Source organism: Virgifigura deserti (genome assembly GCA_003576685.1).
In the GTDB taxonomy this organism is placed as follows: Bacteria; Pseudomonadota; Alphaproteobacteria; order Dongiales; family Dongiaceae; genus Virgifigura; species Virgifigura deserti.
Genome location: QOZR01000004.1, coordinates 287,139 through 301,979 on the forward strand (window position 1 = coordinate 287,139; position 14,841 = coordinate 301,979).

Genomic DNA, 14,841 nt, shown 5'->3' on the forward strand with positions numbered 1-14,841 from the left:
TGGGGAGTCCTATGACCGGCTTGTCGAACACATTCGGGATCGCGATGCGGAACTTCACGGCCTATCCGCAGATTCCCGACGCCCAGGCGCTTATCGACTATGGCGTGAGGATGGAGGAGCTGGGGTTCGACTCGCTGTGGGTGTGGGACCACATCCTGCTCGGCGTCGATCCGCATTTTCCGATCATCGACGCGCTTTCGCTGCTGACGGCGGTTGCCGCGCGCACCAGGAAGATCAGGCTCGGCACCGGCATCCTGATCCTGCCGCTGCGCAATCCGCTGGTCTTGGCCAAGCAGCTCTCCAGCATCGACCAGATCTCCAAAGGCCGGTTCATCCTCGGCACAGCGGCGGGCTGGTACAAGCGCGAGTTCGATGCGGTCGGCGTGCCGTTCGAGAAACGCGGCAAGATCATGGACCAGAACCTCGAGATCATGACCCGCCTGTGGACCGAGGATAAGGTCGAGGGCGAGTATCCGCCCTATAATCTCCGCAGCTCGGTGATGTTCCCGAAGCCGGTACAGAAGCCGCGGCCGCCGATCCTGATCGGCGGCTATGTCGACCGCGTGCTGAAGCGGGCGGCGCTCGCCGGCGACGGCTGGCTGACTTACTTCTACACGCCGGAAGGCTTCACCAAGTCCTGGACCAAGATCCGCGACTTCGCCAAGGAAGGCGGCAAGGACCCCGACAGCCTGCTGAACTGCAACCAGCTTCCGATCATGATCGGCAAGTCGCGCGCCGAGCTGGAAGGCCCGATGATGGAGTGGCTCAGCAAGGAGTGGGACTACGCCTCCTGGAGCGACTCGACCAAGGAAAGCGCGATCATGGGCACCGTCGACGAGTGCGTCGCCCAGTTGAAGGCCCACCTCGCGGTCGGCGTCCAGAAGATCATCTTCGTGCCCTACAAGTACCAGATGGACCAGGTCGAGATCATCGCCCGGGAGATCATCCCGCGCCTGAAGAAATAGGCGGGGAGGTTTCGCGCCCCGAGGACCTGCGTTCGTAGCGGCGCGCCGGATCGTTGACCGGCTGCGACAGCGGGCCCGCGGCAAAGGAGGCAGCGCGGCGATCGTCCGGCACCGTGGCGTAGAGCGTCGTTCGCTGAATGGGGACGCGGCCGATCCCGCGGACCAGCGCCTCCATCCGCTCCGGCGACATCTCCTGGCCATGCGCCGCGCCGGCGGCCCGCGAAATGGTTTCGTTCATCAGCGTGCCGCCGAGGTCGTTGGCGCCGGCGCGCAGGCAGGCCTGCGCTCCTGCCGCCCCCATCTTCACCCAGGACACCTGAATGCTGGGAATATGCGGATGCAATGCCAGCCGCGCGACGGCATGCATCAGCACCGCTTCGCGGAAGATCGGCCCCCGGCGGGCGCGCCCCTTCAGATAGAGCGGCGCCTCCATATGCACGAAAGGCAGCGGCACGAACTCGGTAAAGCCGCCGGTGCGGGCCTGGAGCTCCCGGAGCCGCAGCAGGTGCCGCGCCCAGTGAATCGGCGTCTCGACATGGCCGAACATGATCGTCGCGGTGCTGCGGAACCCCACCGCATGCGCGGCCTCCATCACCTCCAGCCACTGCGCGGTGTTGATCTTGTCTGGGCAGAGGATCGCGCGCACCTCGTCGTCGAGGATCTCGGCCGCCGTGCCGGGCAGCGTGCCGAGGCCCGCCGCGCGCAGCTCGGCGAGGAAGGCCGTGACCGTCAGGCCCAGCGTCTGCGCACCCTGCCAGACCTCCAGCGGCGAGAAGGCATGGACATGCATTCCCGGGCTTGCCGCCTTCACCGCGCGGCAGATGTCGAGATAGGTGGCGCCGGTATAGTCCGGGTGGATGCCACCCTGCATACACACCTCGGACGCGCCCCGCGCCCAGGCCTCGCACGTCCGGCGCCGAATCTCGTCCAGCGTGAGGTCGTAGGGCCGGCCGCGAAGATTCTCGCTCAACTTGCCCTTCGAGAAGGCGCAGAACTGGCATTTGAAATAGCAGACGTTCGTGTAGTTGATGTTGCGGTTCACCACATAGGTGACCGCGTCCCCATTGACCTCGGCGCGCAGCGCGTCGGCCGCCGCGCAGACCGCGGTAAACTCCGCACCACGCGCCTGGAACAGCCGCAAGATCTCTGGCTCCGCGAGCGTGGCGCCGGCGCGTGCCTTCGCAAGAATCGCATCGAGCTCACGGCCCGCCTTGGCAGGCGCAGGGCCGCAGACAAGGGCAAGATCGGATCGGGGGACGTCCGCCTCCCGTCCCGGCGACCAGTCGTCCGCACGCCGAAAGCCTTCGGCGTCCACCGCCCGGATCACGGCCGTGCGCAACCGCGGATCGAGCCAGCGGTCGGGCGCCTGGGCAAAAGCAGGATAGATTGCCAGCCGCTGCACGAGCTGCTTGCCGGCCTCCGCCGTCGCGCGGTCGAGCGCGTCGAGATGCGGCCAGGGCGCCTCCGGGTTCACATGGTCCGGCGTTACCGGCGAGACGCCACCCCAGTCGTTGATCCCGGCCTCGACCAACCGGGTCAGAACGCCGGGGCTGAGGTTCGGCGGCGCCTGGATGTTCATGCGCGGACCGTATAGGAGCCGGGCCACCGCAATAGTCCACAGATGCTCCTCGAGCGCGGGCTCGGGTGCGGCGGCCATCCGGGTCCCCGGCTTCGCCCGGAAGTTCTGGACAATGATTTCCTGGATGTGCCCGTAGCGGTCGTGCAGATCGCGCAGCGCGAGCAGCGCCTCAATGCGCTCCGCCCGCGTCTCGCCGATGCCGATCAGAAGTCCCGAGGTGAAGGGCACCGCCGCCTCGCCGGCGAGGCGGATCGTCTCGAGCCGCGCGCCGGGCCGCTTGTCCGGAGAGCCGAAATGCGGACCGCCCCGCTCGCAGAGCCGCTCGGAGATGCTCTCGAGCATGATCCCTTGCGAGACGGACACGGCGCGCAGCGCCGCGATGTCGTCGGCGGCCATCAGACCGGGATTGAGATGCGGCAGCAATCCCGTCTCTTCGAAGACGAGGCGCGCAGCCTCGGCCAGATAGGACAGGGTCGTCTCGTGCCCGAGGCGGGCAAGCTCCTCGCGCGCGACACGGTACCGGTGCTCCGGCTTGTCGCCGAGGGTGAACAGCGCTTCGCCGCAGCCGGCCGCGGCGCCCGCGCGGGCGATCGCAAGGACCTCGTCGAGCCCGAGATAGGCAGCCTCACCCTTGCGCGGCGGATGGGCGAAGGTGCAGTAGTGGCAGACATCGCGGCAGAGCTGGGTCAGCGGGATGAAGACCTTGCGCGAATAGGAGACGACCGCGCCATGCGCGGCGTCGCGCAAGGCCGCGGCCGCCCGCATCAGGCCGTCGAGATCCTCGCACTCGGCCAGGGCGCGCGCCTCGTCGGGCGCGAGGCGACGGCCGGTCATCGCATCCCGGAGCAGATCCCTTGTCATGAGGCGTCCCGCAACGCTGAGGTCGTGAATGGCCGGTCCTGCGGCATGGCGCGGAGCCGCGCGACGATCCCGCGCTCTTCCAGATAGGCATAGGCCCGGGTCGGCGACGGCCGGGCGACGAACCGCCCGAGATCTTCGGGACGGTCGATATCGCGCGCCAGTCCCGGCAGGCGAACGACCCCGGGTTCGATTCCGTGCTGTCGAGCCGCTTCGCGATGTCGCCGGAAGCTCTCCGGCCCGAACCGGAAGGGGATGGCGTCGACCGGCGAGCAGGCTAACGCATTCGAACCGCCGTCGACGACGGCCGGCGCCAGCGTGACGGCGGGTGCCGGACCATGCGCCGCCAGAATCGAGTCGATCTCGGCAGCGGTTATCAGCGGGACATCGGCCGGAACGATCAGCATACCCGTCGCCTGCTCCGTTGCGAGAGTCTGCATTCCCGCCGTCACTGCGGCGGTGACGCCGCGCCCGTCCGTTTCGAGAACGAGCCGGGCGCCAAATGTCCGAGCGAGCCGGGCGAGTTCGCCGTCTGTCGTGACCAGCAGAAGGCCGGCCAGGCCGTGCACCGACGCAAGCGCGGACAGCACATCCTCGAGCATCGCCCGAGCCAGGCCCGACCGCTCCGCCGGAGCAAGCACGGGCGCCAAGCGCTGCTTCGCCCGGCGCAGATCCTTGGACGGCACGACGGCCCAGAAGCCCGTCTCAGCCATGGCGCCTCTCCTTCGCGGTGCTCCCAAGACGCTCAGCAAACGCCAGCACCGTCTTCGCCAGCCGTTCGCGATCCTGAAGGCTGCTCATGACAGTCCCGGTGAGCTCGATAGGCAGATCCAGGTGCGCCGCCTCCGACGCGTCCGCCCGGTCGAGGACGAGCCCGTCGAGCAACCCCCGGTAATGATCCGCCACCGCGGCGGACGAGGCGGGAATGCCGAGCTCGGCCATGATCTTCGCCGTCGGCCCCTTGACCGCCCGCCCGCCGACGATCGGCGACACCGCGACGACCGGTGCCGCGCAGCGCAGGAGCGCGGACCGAATGTCGGGCAGCGCCAGGATCGGATCGATGCTGAGATAGGGGTTGGACGGGCACAGCACCACGGCGCGCAGGTCGGGATCGGCGAGCGCCTGCAGCACGTCGGGGCTTGCCTTCGCCTCGGCAGCGCCCTCGAACGAGAAGCCGGTCGCGACGGGCGCGCAGCGAAGCCGAACGAAGTAATGCTGGAACGGCAACGCGCCGTCGGCCGTGTGAACGACGGTGCGCACCGGATCGTCAGTCATCGGCAGCAACCGGGCCCGAATGCCGAGCCGGGCGGCGAAGTCCCCGGCGATCGCCGTCAGGCTCTCGCCGGCGCGCAGGCGGCGCGTCCGCTCGACGTGGGTCGCGAGATCCCCATCGCCCAGCCGGAACCAGCTCTCGCCGCCGAGCGCCTCGACCGCCGCCATGAAGGTCCAGGTTTCGTTGGCCCGTCCCCAGCCGAGTTCGGTGTTGCTGAGGCCGGCGAGCGTGTAGGTGACCGTGTCGAGATCGGGTGAGATATGCAGTCCGAGATGCTCGAAATCATCGCCCGTATTGACGACGAGCGTCAGCCGGTCGGGACCCAGGACCCGATAGAGGCCGAGCGCCAGCTTGGCGCCGCCGACGCCGCCGCACAGGGCCAGCACTTGGCCATTATCATCTTTCTGCGTCGACCCGGCCATCAGCGAAACAGGTCCCGCTCTTTCGAGCGCAACAAGGCGGCCGCGTTTCGCGGCGGGGCGTCCCAGGATAAGCCCCGCACGAGCACGATCGGCAGCCCTTCGCCCGCCTGCCCCATCAACAGCGACGCGGCGGCGGCCAGTTCGTCGGCGACCGCCACTTCGGTCACGCGCATGGCGCGGCCGAACAGGTCCGGCGCGCCGACGAGGTCGAGAAGCGCCGGCAGCCCGGCCGCGCCGAGCGCCACGCCGACCACGCCGTTGCGCCAGGGGCGGCCGAAGCTGTCATTGATGACCACCCCGATCTCGACACCGAAACAGGCATCCAGCTGCGCCTTGAGCGCGGCGCAGGCGGCGTCGGGATCTTCCGGCAGCAGCAGGACGCGCTCGCTGCCCTGCGGGTGCTCGATGTTCGACTGGTCGACGCCGGCATTTGCCATGACGAAGCCCAGCCGGTGCTCGACGACCAGAACGCCGGGCCGGAAGCGCACCACCTCGCGCGCCTCGGACAGGATCACTTCCACGAGGCGTGGATCCTTGTCCACCGCGGCGGCCAGCTCACGGGCGCGCGGCGATGGCACGATGTCGGCCAAGTCGACATAGCGGCCCTCGGCCTTGGACACCACCTTCTGGGCGATCACTAGGACGTCGCGATCCTGCGGGACGATGCCGGCCCGCTCGAAAGCGTCGATCAGGATCGCCGCGAGATCATCGCCCGGACCGACCAGCGGCAGGTCCGGGATCGCGGTGAAGGTGACGGTCTTCGCATCCATTTCGACCGTCAGGACCCGGCAAGGCCGGTGATGCGGAGTCCGGCGCCGTCCGCCTTGTAACGCCTGTTGATGCCGATCAGGATCGAGGTCAGCGCCTCGGCCGCGACCGAATTGGCGATCGGCCCGGCGTCGATACCGCGCAGACCGATCGCCTCGATGAGGGCGATCACCGCGTCGCGCGCCTCCTTGGCATTGCCGCAGACCAGCACGTCGCAGTCGATGGCGGTGCCTTCCCGCAGCTTGTGCGCGGCGACGTTCTGAAAGGCGGAGACGACACGGACCCCATCGCCGAGGCGCCGCTGCGTGGCCTGCGCGACGCTGCCATGCGGCGGCAGCTGCACGGTCGCCACCTTTGGCGGTATCAGCGGAACGGTCGCGTCGATCACGATCTTGCCGGCGACCGCCGTCTCGATCTCGTCGAGCACAGCGTCGTGGTTGGAGAACGGAACGGCGACGACGACGATGTCGCCGGCTTGCGCGGCAGCCGCATTGTCCAGCCCGCGTACCGCAGGCGCGCCGTTGGCCGCCGCGATCTCGCGCGCCGCGGCTTCGGCTTTCTCGGCCGAACGCGAGCCGAGAATGACGGGATATCCCGCTGCCGCCCACCGGGTCGCGAGCCCTGAGCCCAGAGCGCCGGTGCCGCCGACGATCGCCAAGCTTGGCCGGTCATCGCTCATGGTCACTGCCTCGTCCTGAATTGGAGCGCCGTATCAGCCTAGAGCCATTTCGGTCAGCGGCACGATCTCGACGCCGGCCGCCTCGAGCCCGGAGCGGACGGACCGCGCCAGGGCGACCGCGCTGGGCTCGTCGCCATGCACGCACAGCGTATCGATCCGCCGCGGCAGGCGCTTGCCGTTGCGCGAAACGATCTCCTGGTTCAGCACCATGTTGACGACGTTCCGCGTCGCGACTTCGGGGTCCTTGATCACCGCGCCGGGAATCTTGCGCGAGGTCAGGTTGCCGTCATCCTCGTACTGGCGGTCGCAGAACCCTTCCCGCGCGACCGGCAGGCCGAGCGCCTCGCCCGCCTTCTCCATCTCGGAGCCGGCCAGGGCGACATAGACCAGGCTCGGGTCGACCGCCTTGATCGCCCGCCCGATCGCGCGCGCGAGATCGGCGTCCTCGGCCGCCATGTTGTTCAGCGCCCCGTGCGGCTTGACATGCGTGACCTTGGCATCCGCATAAGAGGCCATCGCCTGCAGCGCGCCGATCTGATAGGCCACCATATATTCGAGCTCCTTAGGGCTCGTGTCGATCCGACGACGCCCGAAGCCCCACAAGTCGTTGAAGCCCGGATGGGCGCCGAGGCTCACCCCCGCTGCCGTCGCCCGAGTGACCAGATGATGCATGGTCAGCGGATCGCCGGCGTGAAAGCCGCAGGCGATGTTGGCCGAGCGGACGATCGGCAGCAGCGCCTCGTCGTCGCCGATCTCATAGGCGCCAAAGCCTTCGCCCATATCCGCATTCAGGTTGATCTGCCGTGCCATTGCGTTGTATCCCGCCTTTGAATCCCGTTACCCGCCGCTCGCCGAAACTGCCGTTTCCGAAAACAATATGCCAAAGGAGTCCGGTGTTTCCCGGAGCGTCGTTGTGATACTAAGAATAGTAAGATAATAAGATAACCCGGAGACCGGAAGCAACGGATTTGTAGCCGGCCCGGGAAGCCTTGGGGGCGATGTGGCGGTTCGATTTCTACCCAGCGGTGACACGGCGCTGCTCGTCGAGTTCGGCGCGGCGATCGACCGGGCGCTGAATGACCGGGTGCTGCAGCTCCGCGCCGCCATCCGCGACGCGAAGCCGGCCGGGGTGATCGAGACGGTGCCGACCTTCCGCTCGCTGCTGGTTCATTACGACCCCTTGCAGACGACCGCCGCCGACCTAACGCGCGCCATCGAGGCGCTTCTGGATCACCGGCAGGAGCGGACTCGGACGGCGAAGCTCTGGCGCGTGCCGGTCTGCTATGACTTGCGTCATGCCCCCGATCTGGCAGAGGTGGCCGAGCGCAGCGGCCTCGACATCGATGCGGTCGTCTCCCTCCACAGCGGCACGCGATATCACATCTATATGATCGGCTTCGTGCCGGGGTTTCCCTATATGGGTGATCTGCCGGAGCGTCTGGCTCTGCCGCGGCGCACCGACCCACGGGTTCGCGTGCCGGCCGGGTCCGTGGCGATCGCCACCACCATGACGGCGATCTATCCGATCGAGAGTCCGGGCGGGTGGCATCTGATCGGCGCGACGCCGATCCGGCTATTCGATACGCGGCGAGACTCCCCGGCGCTGTTCTCCCCGGGGGATGCGGTGCTGTTCGACCCGATCACGGATGACGCGTTCGAAGAAATCCAGGCCGCGACGGAAGCCGGAACTTATCGGGTCCCCTGCGAGGAGACGAGTCCGTGACGACGGTCCACGGGGCTAGCTTGGCGGTGGTTGCGCCGGGCCTGCACACGACGATCCAGGACCGCGGCCGCTTCGGCCACCAGGATGTCGGAATGCCTGTCTCCGGCCCGCTCGACGATGTCGGCCTGCGGCTCGCCAATGCCCTGGTCGGCAATCCGCCCGGGATGGCGGCGCTGGAGATCCTGATGCAGGGACCGACGCTGGAGGTCGCGGCCGAGTCGGTGCGCGTCGCCCTGGCGGGAAGCGGCGCCGGGATCGAGGTCCTCGGCGAGGAGGCGCGCGTCGTGCCGTCCTGGCGCAGCATCACCTTGCGCCGCGGTCAGAGCTTCCGGATCCGTGCCCTGGCCGACTCCGCCTGCGCCTATCTGGCGGTCGAGGGCGGTTTCGCCATCGAACCCTGCCTCGGCAGCCTGTCGACCTATGTGCGCGGGGGCATCGGCGGCCTGCATGGTGGGGCGCTCCGGCCCGGGGACAACCTGCCCTTGCGGTTCGACGCCGCCACGGAACGCGACGAGGTCATGCTCCCCAAGACACCCGATCTCGCTCCGAACCGAACGATCCGCGTCGTCCTCGGGCCGCAGCAGGACTATTTCACGGACGCCGCGGTCGATACGCTGCTGTCGTCGGACTACCGGGTGTCGCAGAACGCGGACCGCATGGGCTTTCGCCTCGACGGGCCGATATTGGCGCACCGCGACGGCTACAACATCGTGTCCGACGGCATCGCGACCGGCGCGATCCAGGTGCCGGGTTCCGGCCAGCCGATTCTGCTGCTGGCCGACCACGGGACCGCCGGCGGCTATCCGAAGATCGCCACGGTGATCTCCGCCGATCTGCCCGTCATCGGTCGGCGTCGGCCCGGCGACGGCATCCGGTTTGCCGCGGTGACGGTCGCCGAGGCGGAGGCGATCCGCCAGCAGGAGGAAGCCGCGCTCCAGACGCTGATCCGCCGGCTGCGGCCCGTTTCCGAGGACGCCGGCATCGACCTCGCCGCGCTCTACAGCCAGAACCTGATCAGCGGCGTAGTCAGCGGAGCCGAGTGAAACCGGGATGGGAGCCCCTCACCCTTGAGGGCGTCGGCAGTTCTGCTTTAATAGGTCCTATTCATACGGTGTTGTGGACAATAGGAAGAGAAGACCCATTATGTCGCAGCTGGCGAGCACCTATAAGCGCAGCCGGATTCCCCTCTATCTCCAGGTTGCGAGCGCGCTGCGTCGACGCATCGAGGATGGCCAGTGGGAGCCGGGTCAGAAGATCTCCACCCTGGATGAGCTGGAGACAGAGTTTCAGGTCGCCCGAGTGACGGTCCGGCAAGCCGTCGACCTCCTGCAGAAGGAAGGCCTGGTTCATCGGCAGCAGGGCCGCGGCACCTTCGTCGCCGACCGTATCCAGAACAAGCGTTGGCTTAAGCTGGCGACGAGCTGGGATTCTCTGATTTCCACCATCAAGGACAACATCCCGAAAATCATTCCGGTTGAAAATCCGCCACCGCAGCCGCGGCTGAACGAAGGTGACGGCAAGCCGGCGGCGGACTATCTGTTCCTGCGCAGCGTGCAGCTCCGCCAGAACGAGCCCTTCGCTGTGGTCAATCTCCACTTGGCCCGTCACGTCTATGAGCGTGATCCGGACGCCTTCCTCACGCATACCGCGCTACCCATTCTCGCCTCTCTCGACGACGTCAAGATCGCGCAGGCGCATCAGAGCCTCGTCATCGGCAGCGCCGACACCGAAACCGCGCATCTGCTGAAAGTCGCCTTGAACTCGCCGACCGCCGAATGTCACTGCGTGGTGGTCGACGCAGAAGGAACGGCAATCTATGTCGCCGAGATCATCTATCCGGGCGATTGCGTGAAGCTTTATATCGACCTCCTTGAGAACGGCAGGGCAAGCCGGTCCCGCAAGAGCCGTTCATAAGCGCCGATCGGTGCTTGAAATCGGCAAGAAGAAAGGCCTAACATACTAAAAATAGGACGATAGGATTTTAAAACCGGATGCCCGGTGACGGTCGACGAAGCTGGCGCGGGCCAGCTCGGCACCGACACGGGACATCGCCGTTACGGGAGTGCGGGGATGACGGTAAAGGGGGTCGGTGGTCGTCTCATCCGAAAGGAGGACGACCGCTATATGCGCGGCCGTGGCCAGTTCATCGCCGATGTCCGATTGGCGGGCATGAAGGACGTCGCCTTCGTCCGCAGTCCCGTGGCCCACGCCCAGATCCGCGGCATCGATATCCCCGACACGCTGCGCCACGCGGTCTTCACCGCCGGCGACACCGATATCAAGCCGATCCGCGCGGTGTCCGGCCTCGCCGGCTTCAAGGTCTCCGAGCAGCCGCCGCTCGCCACTGGCAAGGTCCGCCAAGTGGGTGAGCTCGTCGCCATGTGCCTGGCCGGAACGCGCGCCGAGGCCGAGGACATCGCGGCCGCCGTGAGCCTTGATCTCGAGGAGCTGCCGGCCGTATCGGACATGCTCGAAGGCCGCAAGCCGGGGGCGCCCCTGCTCCATGAGTCCTGGGGCGACAATATCTTCCTCGAGACCCTGGTCGACGCCGACCTGTCCGCGACCGCGCGAACGGCGCCGATTCGCGTGACCCGCGAGATCCGCACGGCCCGCCAATCCATGGCCCCGATGGAGGGCAAGGGCGTAGTCGCCTATTGGGACAGCCGACTCGAGCAGCTCACCGTCTACAGCTCGACGCAGATGCCGCATATCGTGCGCACCGGGCTGTCGGGCTGCCTCGGCCTGGATCACGGCCGGATCCGCGTGATCGCCCCGGATGTTGGCGGCGGCTTCGGCTATAAGGGTATCCTGTCGCCGGAAGAGGTCTGCGTCTGCTGGCTGGCGATCAAGTCCGGCCTTCCGGTGCGGTGGATCGAGGATCGCCGCGAGCACCTGATCGCCGGGACTAATTGCCGCGAGCACCATTACCTGATCACGGGCTATGCGGATCGGGACGGCAAGCTTCTCGGCATCGACTGCGAGGCAACGGTCGATTCGGGTGCCTATTCCGCCTATCCCTTTTCCGCCTGCCTCGAAGCGGCGCAGGTCGCCAGCATTCTGCCGGGCCCTTACGACTTTCCGGCCTATCGCTGCAAGACCTACTCGGTTGCCACGAACAAATGCCCGATCCTGCCCTATCGCGGCGTCGCCCGAACCGGTGTCTGCTTCGCGATGGAGCTGCTCATCGACGCGATCGCCCGCGAAGCGGGGCTGGAGCCGCATGAAGTGCGGCTCAAGAACCTCGTGCGCCCGGAGCAGATGCCCTTCGACAACATTACGAAGAAGCATTTCGACAGCGGCGATTATCCGGAGTGCCTGCGCCGCGCTGTCGCGGCGATCGATCTGCCGGCCGTTCGCGACCGGCAGAAGCGGGGCGAGCCGGACGGGCGTCTGATCGGCGTCGGGGTCTCGATCTTCTGCGAGCAGGCGGCGCACGGCACCTCCGTCTATTCCGGCTGGGGCATTCCGATGGTGCCCGGCCACGAGCAGGCCACCGCCCGCGTAACGCCCGACGGCGGCCTCGAGCTTCGGGTCGGCATCCAGTCCCACGGCCAGGGGCTGGAGACGACGCTGGCCCAGGTGGCACACCAGGTGCTGGGCATCGATCCGGAGAAGATCAGCGTCGTCCATGGCGACACCGGCTACACGCCCTACTCCACCGGAACCTGGGGATCGCGCTGCATGGTGATGGCCGGCGGCGCGGTGACCCGCGCCTGTCAGGAGATCGCCCGGCGCGCCGCGCGGATCGGCGCTTGGCTGATGCAGACCGACGAGGCCAAGGTCACGGTGCGGGACGGCATGGTGGTCGGCCCGTCCGGCAGCGTCACCCTCGGCGAGATCGCGAAGGTCTGGTATCTGCGACCACAGGACCTGCCGAACGATGCCGATCCCGGAGGGCTCGAAACGACGGCAGGCTACAAGCCGGTGCGCGACTCGGGAACCTTCAGCTATGCCGCGCACGCGACGGTGGTCGCCGTCGATACCGAGATCGGCGCGGTGGAGATTCTCGATTACGTGATCGTCGAGGATGGTGGCGTGCTGGTGAACCCGATGATCGTCGACGGCCAGGTCTATGGCGGCACCGCGCAGGGCATCGGCACCGCGCTCTATGAGGAGATGCCGTTCGACGAGGCGGGTCAGCCCCTCGCCTCGACCTTCGCCGACTACCTTCTGCCGGGTCCGACCGAGGTGCCGGAGCTCCGCATCATCCATATGGAGACCCCCTCGCCCTATACCGAGTTCGGGGTCAAGGGCATCGGCGAAGGCGGGGCGATCGGCCCGCCCGCGGCGATCGCCAACGCGGTCAACGACGCGCTGCGTCTGCTGGGTGCGGAGCTGTGCGTTTCGCCGATGACGCCGCGGCGCATCGTCGACGCGATCGCAGCCGTGAAAGAGTCCGGCGCGCGGAGAGCGGCGGGAGACGCGGCGTGAAGCCGGCGCAGTTCGATTACGAACGGCCGTCGAGCGTCGCCGAGGCGCTCGACCTGCTGCGGCGCGAGGATCTATTCGTCAAAGTCCTGGCCGGCGGACAGTCGCTCGGCCCGATGTTGAACCTGCGCCTCGTGCAGCCGGACCTGCTCGTCGACATCACGGGCATTCCCGAACTGAAACGCGCCGAGCCGGATTCGGACGGCATCACGCTGGGCGCCTGCATCACCAATGCCGACATCGAGGATGGCCGAGCCCCCGACGTGACTGGCGGCGTCCTGCCGGCGATCGCCCGCGGCATCGCCTATCGGGCGGTCCGCAACCGCGGCACGATCGGCGGCAGCCTGTCCCACGCCGACCCGTCGGCGGACTGGGTTTCCGGCCTCGCCGCACTCGGCGCCGAGGCGATCATCCGGGGCGGCCCCCAGGGCGACTCCGGGCGGCGCACCCTGCCGATCGAAGACTATATGGTCGGTGTGTTCGAGGCGGCGCTCGAGCCGGGTGAGATCCTCGAGGCGGTCCGCATTCCGCGGCTGTCGGCGCGCGCCCGCTGGGGCTACTACAAGATCTGTCGCAAGACCGGCGAGTTCGCCCATGCGATCGGCGCGGTGCTGTACGATCCCGAGCGGTCGGTCTGCCGGGCGGTGATCGGCGCGACGGAATCGACACCGCTCGTCGTGGCGGATGCGGCGTTCCTGTTCGGCGATCGGCCGTCGGACAATCTCGCCGCGACCTACGACACCGCCGCCGCGGCACGATTGCTCGACCGGAAAGGGATGACTGACCCGTTCGAGAGACAGGTCCATCTGGCCGCCCTGAGGCGGGCCGTCGACCGGGCGAGCCTGCAATGAAGACGATAAGCCTGACGGTCAACGGCAAGGCGGTGACGGCCGCGGTCGAGCCACGGACGCACCTGGCCGACTTCCTGCGCGAAGGCCAGCTTCTGACCGGCACCCATCTCGGCTGCGAGCATGGCGTCTGCGGCGCCTGCACCCTGCTGATCGACGGATCACCGGCGCGCTCCTGCATCACCTATGCCGTCGCCTGCGACGGCGCCGAGATCACCACGATCGAAGGGCTTGACGAGGACGCGACGATGCGCCGGCTGCGCGACGCCTTCTCGCGCGAGCACGGCCTTCAATGCGGCTACTGCACGCCCGGCATGCTGATCACCGCGCGCGACATCGTCACGCGCCTGCCGGACGCCGACGACCGGCGGGTGCGCTTCGAGCTCAGCGGCAATCTCTGTCGCTGCACCGGCTATGTCGGCATCGTCCGCGCCGTTCGTCGGGTGATCGAGGAAAGACAGAAGAACGGATCGGCGGCACGGCCGGAGGCCGGAACGACCCCTGGAACGTCCCTTGGGCCGGTCGGATCGGGCCACGCACGGACGATGCCGGCGAACGGCCCGATCAAGCGACAGATGGCGACCGCAACGACCACCGCGCCGGCGGCCGAGCCGACGCGGTCGCCGTCCGGCCAAGCGAAGCCCGGAATGGAAATCCGGCAGTCCTTCACGGTCAACCATCCGCCTGACCGCGTCTGGGCTTTTTTCGACCAGATCGATCAGGTGGCGGCGTGCATGCCGGGCGCAAGCCTGACCACGCCGCCGCGCGACGATCATGTCGCCGGCAAGATCCGCATCAAGCTCGGCCCAATCAGCGCGGATTTCGCAGGCGATGCCGATATCGAACGCGATGCCGCGAACAAGCGCGGCGTGATTCGCGGCGGCGGCCTTGACACGCGGAGCCGCTCCTCGGCCCGGGGCGAGATCCGCTACGCGCTGTTCGAGGAAAAGGGAGGCACCGCCACGCGCGTCGAGGTCGATGTCGGCTTCACGCTGACCGGTCCGCTCGCCCAGTTCAGCCGATCCGGCATCGTCAACGATTTGGCCAGCCGCCTGACCGCCGCATTCGCGCAGAACCTCCGGGTGCGGATGGACCGCGCCGCCGGAGGTTCGCCCGCCGAGCCGGAGCCCTCGACCGAGCAAACCGCCGAACTGAACGCCGGCGCGCTCGTCCTCTCTGTTCTCTGGGCGCGAATCAAGAGCCTCTTCGGCGCGCTCTTCCGGCGCTAGAGTACGATCCGATCAGGTTGACCCAACCTGATCGGTGAAAATCGTCCTCTCATTCAAATGATTAGGGCC

The 14,841-nt window shown here is 67.8% G+C and carries 13 protein-coding genes; 7 read left to right on the forward strand and 6 right to left on the reverse strand.

The window, feature by feature from the left end; translation table 11 throughout:
• Positions 1 to 11 precede the first annotated feature (11 nt).
• Complete coding sequence (locus tag DT069_RS09115) at positions 12 to 965, forward strand: LLM class flavin-dependent oxidoreductase (RefSeq protein ID WP_119459980.1); 954 nt, start codon at positions 12 to 14, stop codon at positions 963 to 965.
• Here DT069_RS09115 and cofH read toward each other — a convergent pair.
• From cofH to DT069_RS09145, 6 genes are read right to left on the reverse strand one after another with little or no spacing between them, the layout of a single operon-like run.
• Positions 943 to 3,405, reverse strand: a complete 2,463-nt coding sequence (gene cofH, locus DT069_RS09120) for a 5-amino-6-(D-ribitylamino)uracil--L-tyrosine 4-hydroxyphenyl transferase CofH (RefSeq protein ID WP_119459981.1) — start codon at positions 3,403 to 3,405, stop codon at positions 943 to 945. The genes DT069_RS09115 and cofH overlap by 23 nt on opposite strands.
• Entirely contained in the window at positions 3,402 to 4,115 is a 714-nt protein-coding gene (cofC, locus tag DT069_RS09125; RefSeq protein ID WP_119459982.1) for a 2-phospho-L-lactate guanylyltransferase, read from the reverse strand. Before cofC ends, cofH begins: the two co-directional genes overlap by 4 nt.
• Positions 4,108 to 5,097, reverse strand: coding sequence for a 2-phospho-L-lactate transferase (cofD, locus tag DT069_RS09130; protein ID WP_119459983.1), 990 nt, complete (start codon positions 5,095 to 5,097; stop codon positions 4,108 to 4,110). The genes cofC and cofD overlap by 8 nt, the downstream gene beginning before the upstream one ends.
• The gene (gene cofE, locus DT069_RS09135) at positions 5,097 to 5,867 is read right to left on the reverse strand and encodes a coenzyme F420-0:L-glutamate ligase (protein WP_119459984.1); all 771 of its coding nucleotides are present in this window, start codon (positions 5,865 to 5,867) and stop codon (positions 5,097 to 5,099) included. The genes cofD and cofE overlap by 1 nt, the downstream gene beginning before the upstream one ends.
• 8 nt (positions 5,868 to 5,875) lie before the next feature.
• Positions 5,876 to 6,544, reverse strand: a complete 669-nt coding sequence (gene npdG, locus DT069_RS09140; protein ID WP_119459985.1) for an NADPH-dependent F420 reductase — start codon at positions 6,542 to 6,544, stop codon at positions 5,876 to 5,878.
• A gap of 33 nt (positions 6,545 to 6,577) precedes the next feature.
• The gene (locus tag DT069_RS09145) at positions 6,578 to 7,354 is read right to left on the reverse strand and encodes a LamB/YcsF family protein (RefSeq protein ID WP_119459986.1); all 777 of its coding nucleotides are present in this window, start codon (positions 7,352 to 7,354) and stop codon (positions 6,578 to 6,580) included.
• A 190-nt stretch (positions 7,355 to 7,544) separates the two neighbouring features.
• Between DT069_RS09145 and pxpB the strand changes: the two genes are divergently transcribed.
• The 6 genes from pxpB (at position 7,545) to DT069_RS09175 (ending at position 14,772) form a co-directional block, all read left to right on the forward strand.
• A complete protein-coding gene (gene pxpB / locus DT069_RS09150; RefSeq protein ID WP_119459987.1) occupies positions 7,545 to 8,267 on the forward strand; it encodes a 5-oxoprolinase subunit PxpB in 723 nt (240 codons plus the stop codon).
• On the forward strand, positions 8,264 to 9,310 hold the full coding sequence (locus DT069_RS09155; RefSeq protein WP_119459988.1) for a 5-oxoprolinase subunit C family protein: 1,047 nt from the start codon (positions 8,264 to 8,266) through the stop codon (positions 9,308 to 9,310). Before pxpB ends, DT069_RS09155 begins: the two co-directional genes overlap by 4 nt.
• A 100-nt stretch (positions 9,311 to 9,410) precedes the next feature.
• Complete coding sequence (locus DT069_RS09160) at positions 9,411 to 10,181, forward strand: GntR family transcriptional regulator (RefSeq protein ID WP_119459989.1); 771 nt, start codon at positions 9,411 to 9,413, stop codon at positions 10,179 to 10,181.
• A gap of 84 nt (positions 10,182 to 10,265) precedes the next feature.
• Positions 10,266 to 12,698: a xanthine dehydrogenase family protein molybdopterin-binding subunit gene (locus DT069_RS09165; RefSeq protein WP_425450116.1), complete on the forward strand. Its 2,433-nt coding sequence runs from the start codon at positions 10,266 to 10,268 to the stop codon at positions 12,696 to 12,698.
• Positions 12,695 to 13,546 carry an FAD binding domain-containing protein gene (locus DT069_RS09170; protein WP_119459991.1) on the forward strand — a complete coding sequence of 284 codons (852 nt, stop codon included), beginning with the start codon at positions 12,695 to 12,697 and terminating at the stop codon, positions 13,544 to 13,546. The genes DT069_RS09165 and DT069_RS09170 overlap by 4 nt, the downstream gene beginning before the upstream one ends.
• The gene (locus DT069_RS09175; protein ID WP_119459992.1) at positions 13,543 to 14,772 is read left to right on the forward strand and encodes a xanthine dehydrogenase family Fe-S subunit; all 1,230 of its coding nucleotides are present in this window, start codon (positions 13,543 to 13,545) and stop codon (positions 14,770 to 14,772) included. The genes DT069_RS09170 and DT069_RS09175 overlap by 4 nt, the downstream gene beginning before the upstream one ends.
• The last annotated feature ends 69 nt before the right edge of the window (positions 14,773 to 14,841 follow it).

Bases quoted from the DNA above. Each gene is read 5' to 3' on its own strand.
- cofH (WP_119459981.1), bottom strand. From the start codon at position 3,405: ATGACAAGGGATCTGCTCCGGGATGCGATGACCGGCCGTCGCCTCGCG.
- DT069_RS09175 (WP_119459992.1), top strand. From the start codon at position 13,543: ATGAAGACGATAAGCCTGACGGTCAACGGCAAGGCGGTGACGGCCGCG.
- cofE (WP_119459984.1), bottom strand. From the start codon at position 5,867: ATGGATGCGAAGACCGTCACCTTCACCGCGATCCCGGACCTGCCGCTG.
- cofD (WP_119459983.1), bottom strand. From the start codon at position 5,097: ATGGCCGGGTCGACGCAGAAAGATGATAATGGCCAAGTGCTGGCCCTG.
- DT069_RS09160 (WP_119459989.1), top strand. From the start codon at position 9,411: ATGTCGCAGCTGGCGAGCACCTATAAGCGCAGCCGGATTCCCCTCTAT.
- DT069_RS09115 (WP_119459980.1), top strand. From the start codon at position 12: ATGACCGGCTTGTCGAACACATTCGGGATCGCGATGCGGAACTTCACG.
- npdG (WP_119459985.1), bottom strand. From the start codon at position 6,544: ATGAGCGATGACCGGCCAAGCTTGGCGATCGTCGGCGGCACCGGCGCT.
- cofC (WP_119459982.1), bottom strand. From the start codon at position 4,115: ATGGCTGAGACGGGCTTCTGGGCCGTCGTGCCGTCCAAGGATCTGCGC.
- DT069_RS09145 (WP_119459986.1), bottom strand. From the start codon at position 7,354: ATGGCACGGCAGATCAACCTGAATGCGGATATGGGCGAAGGCTTTGGC.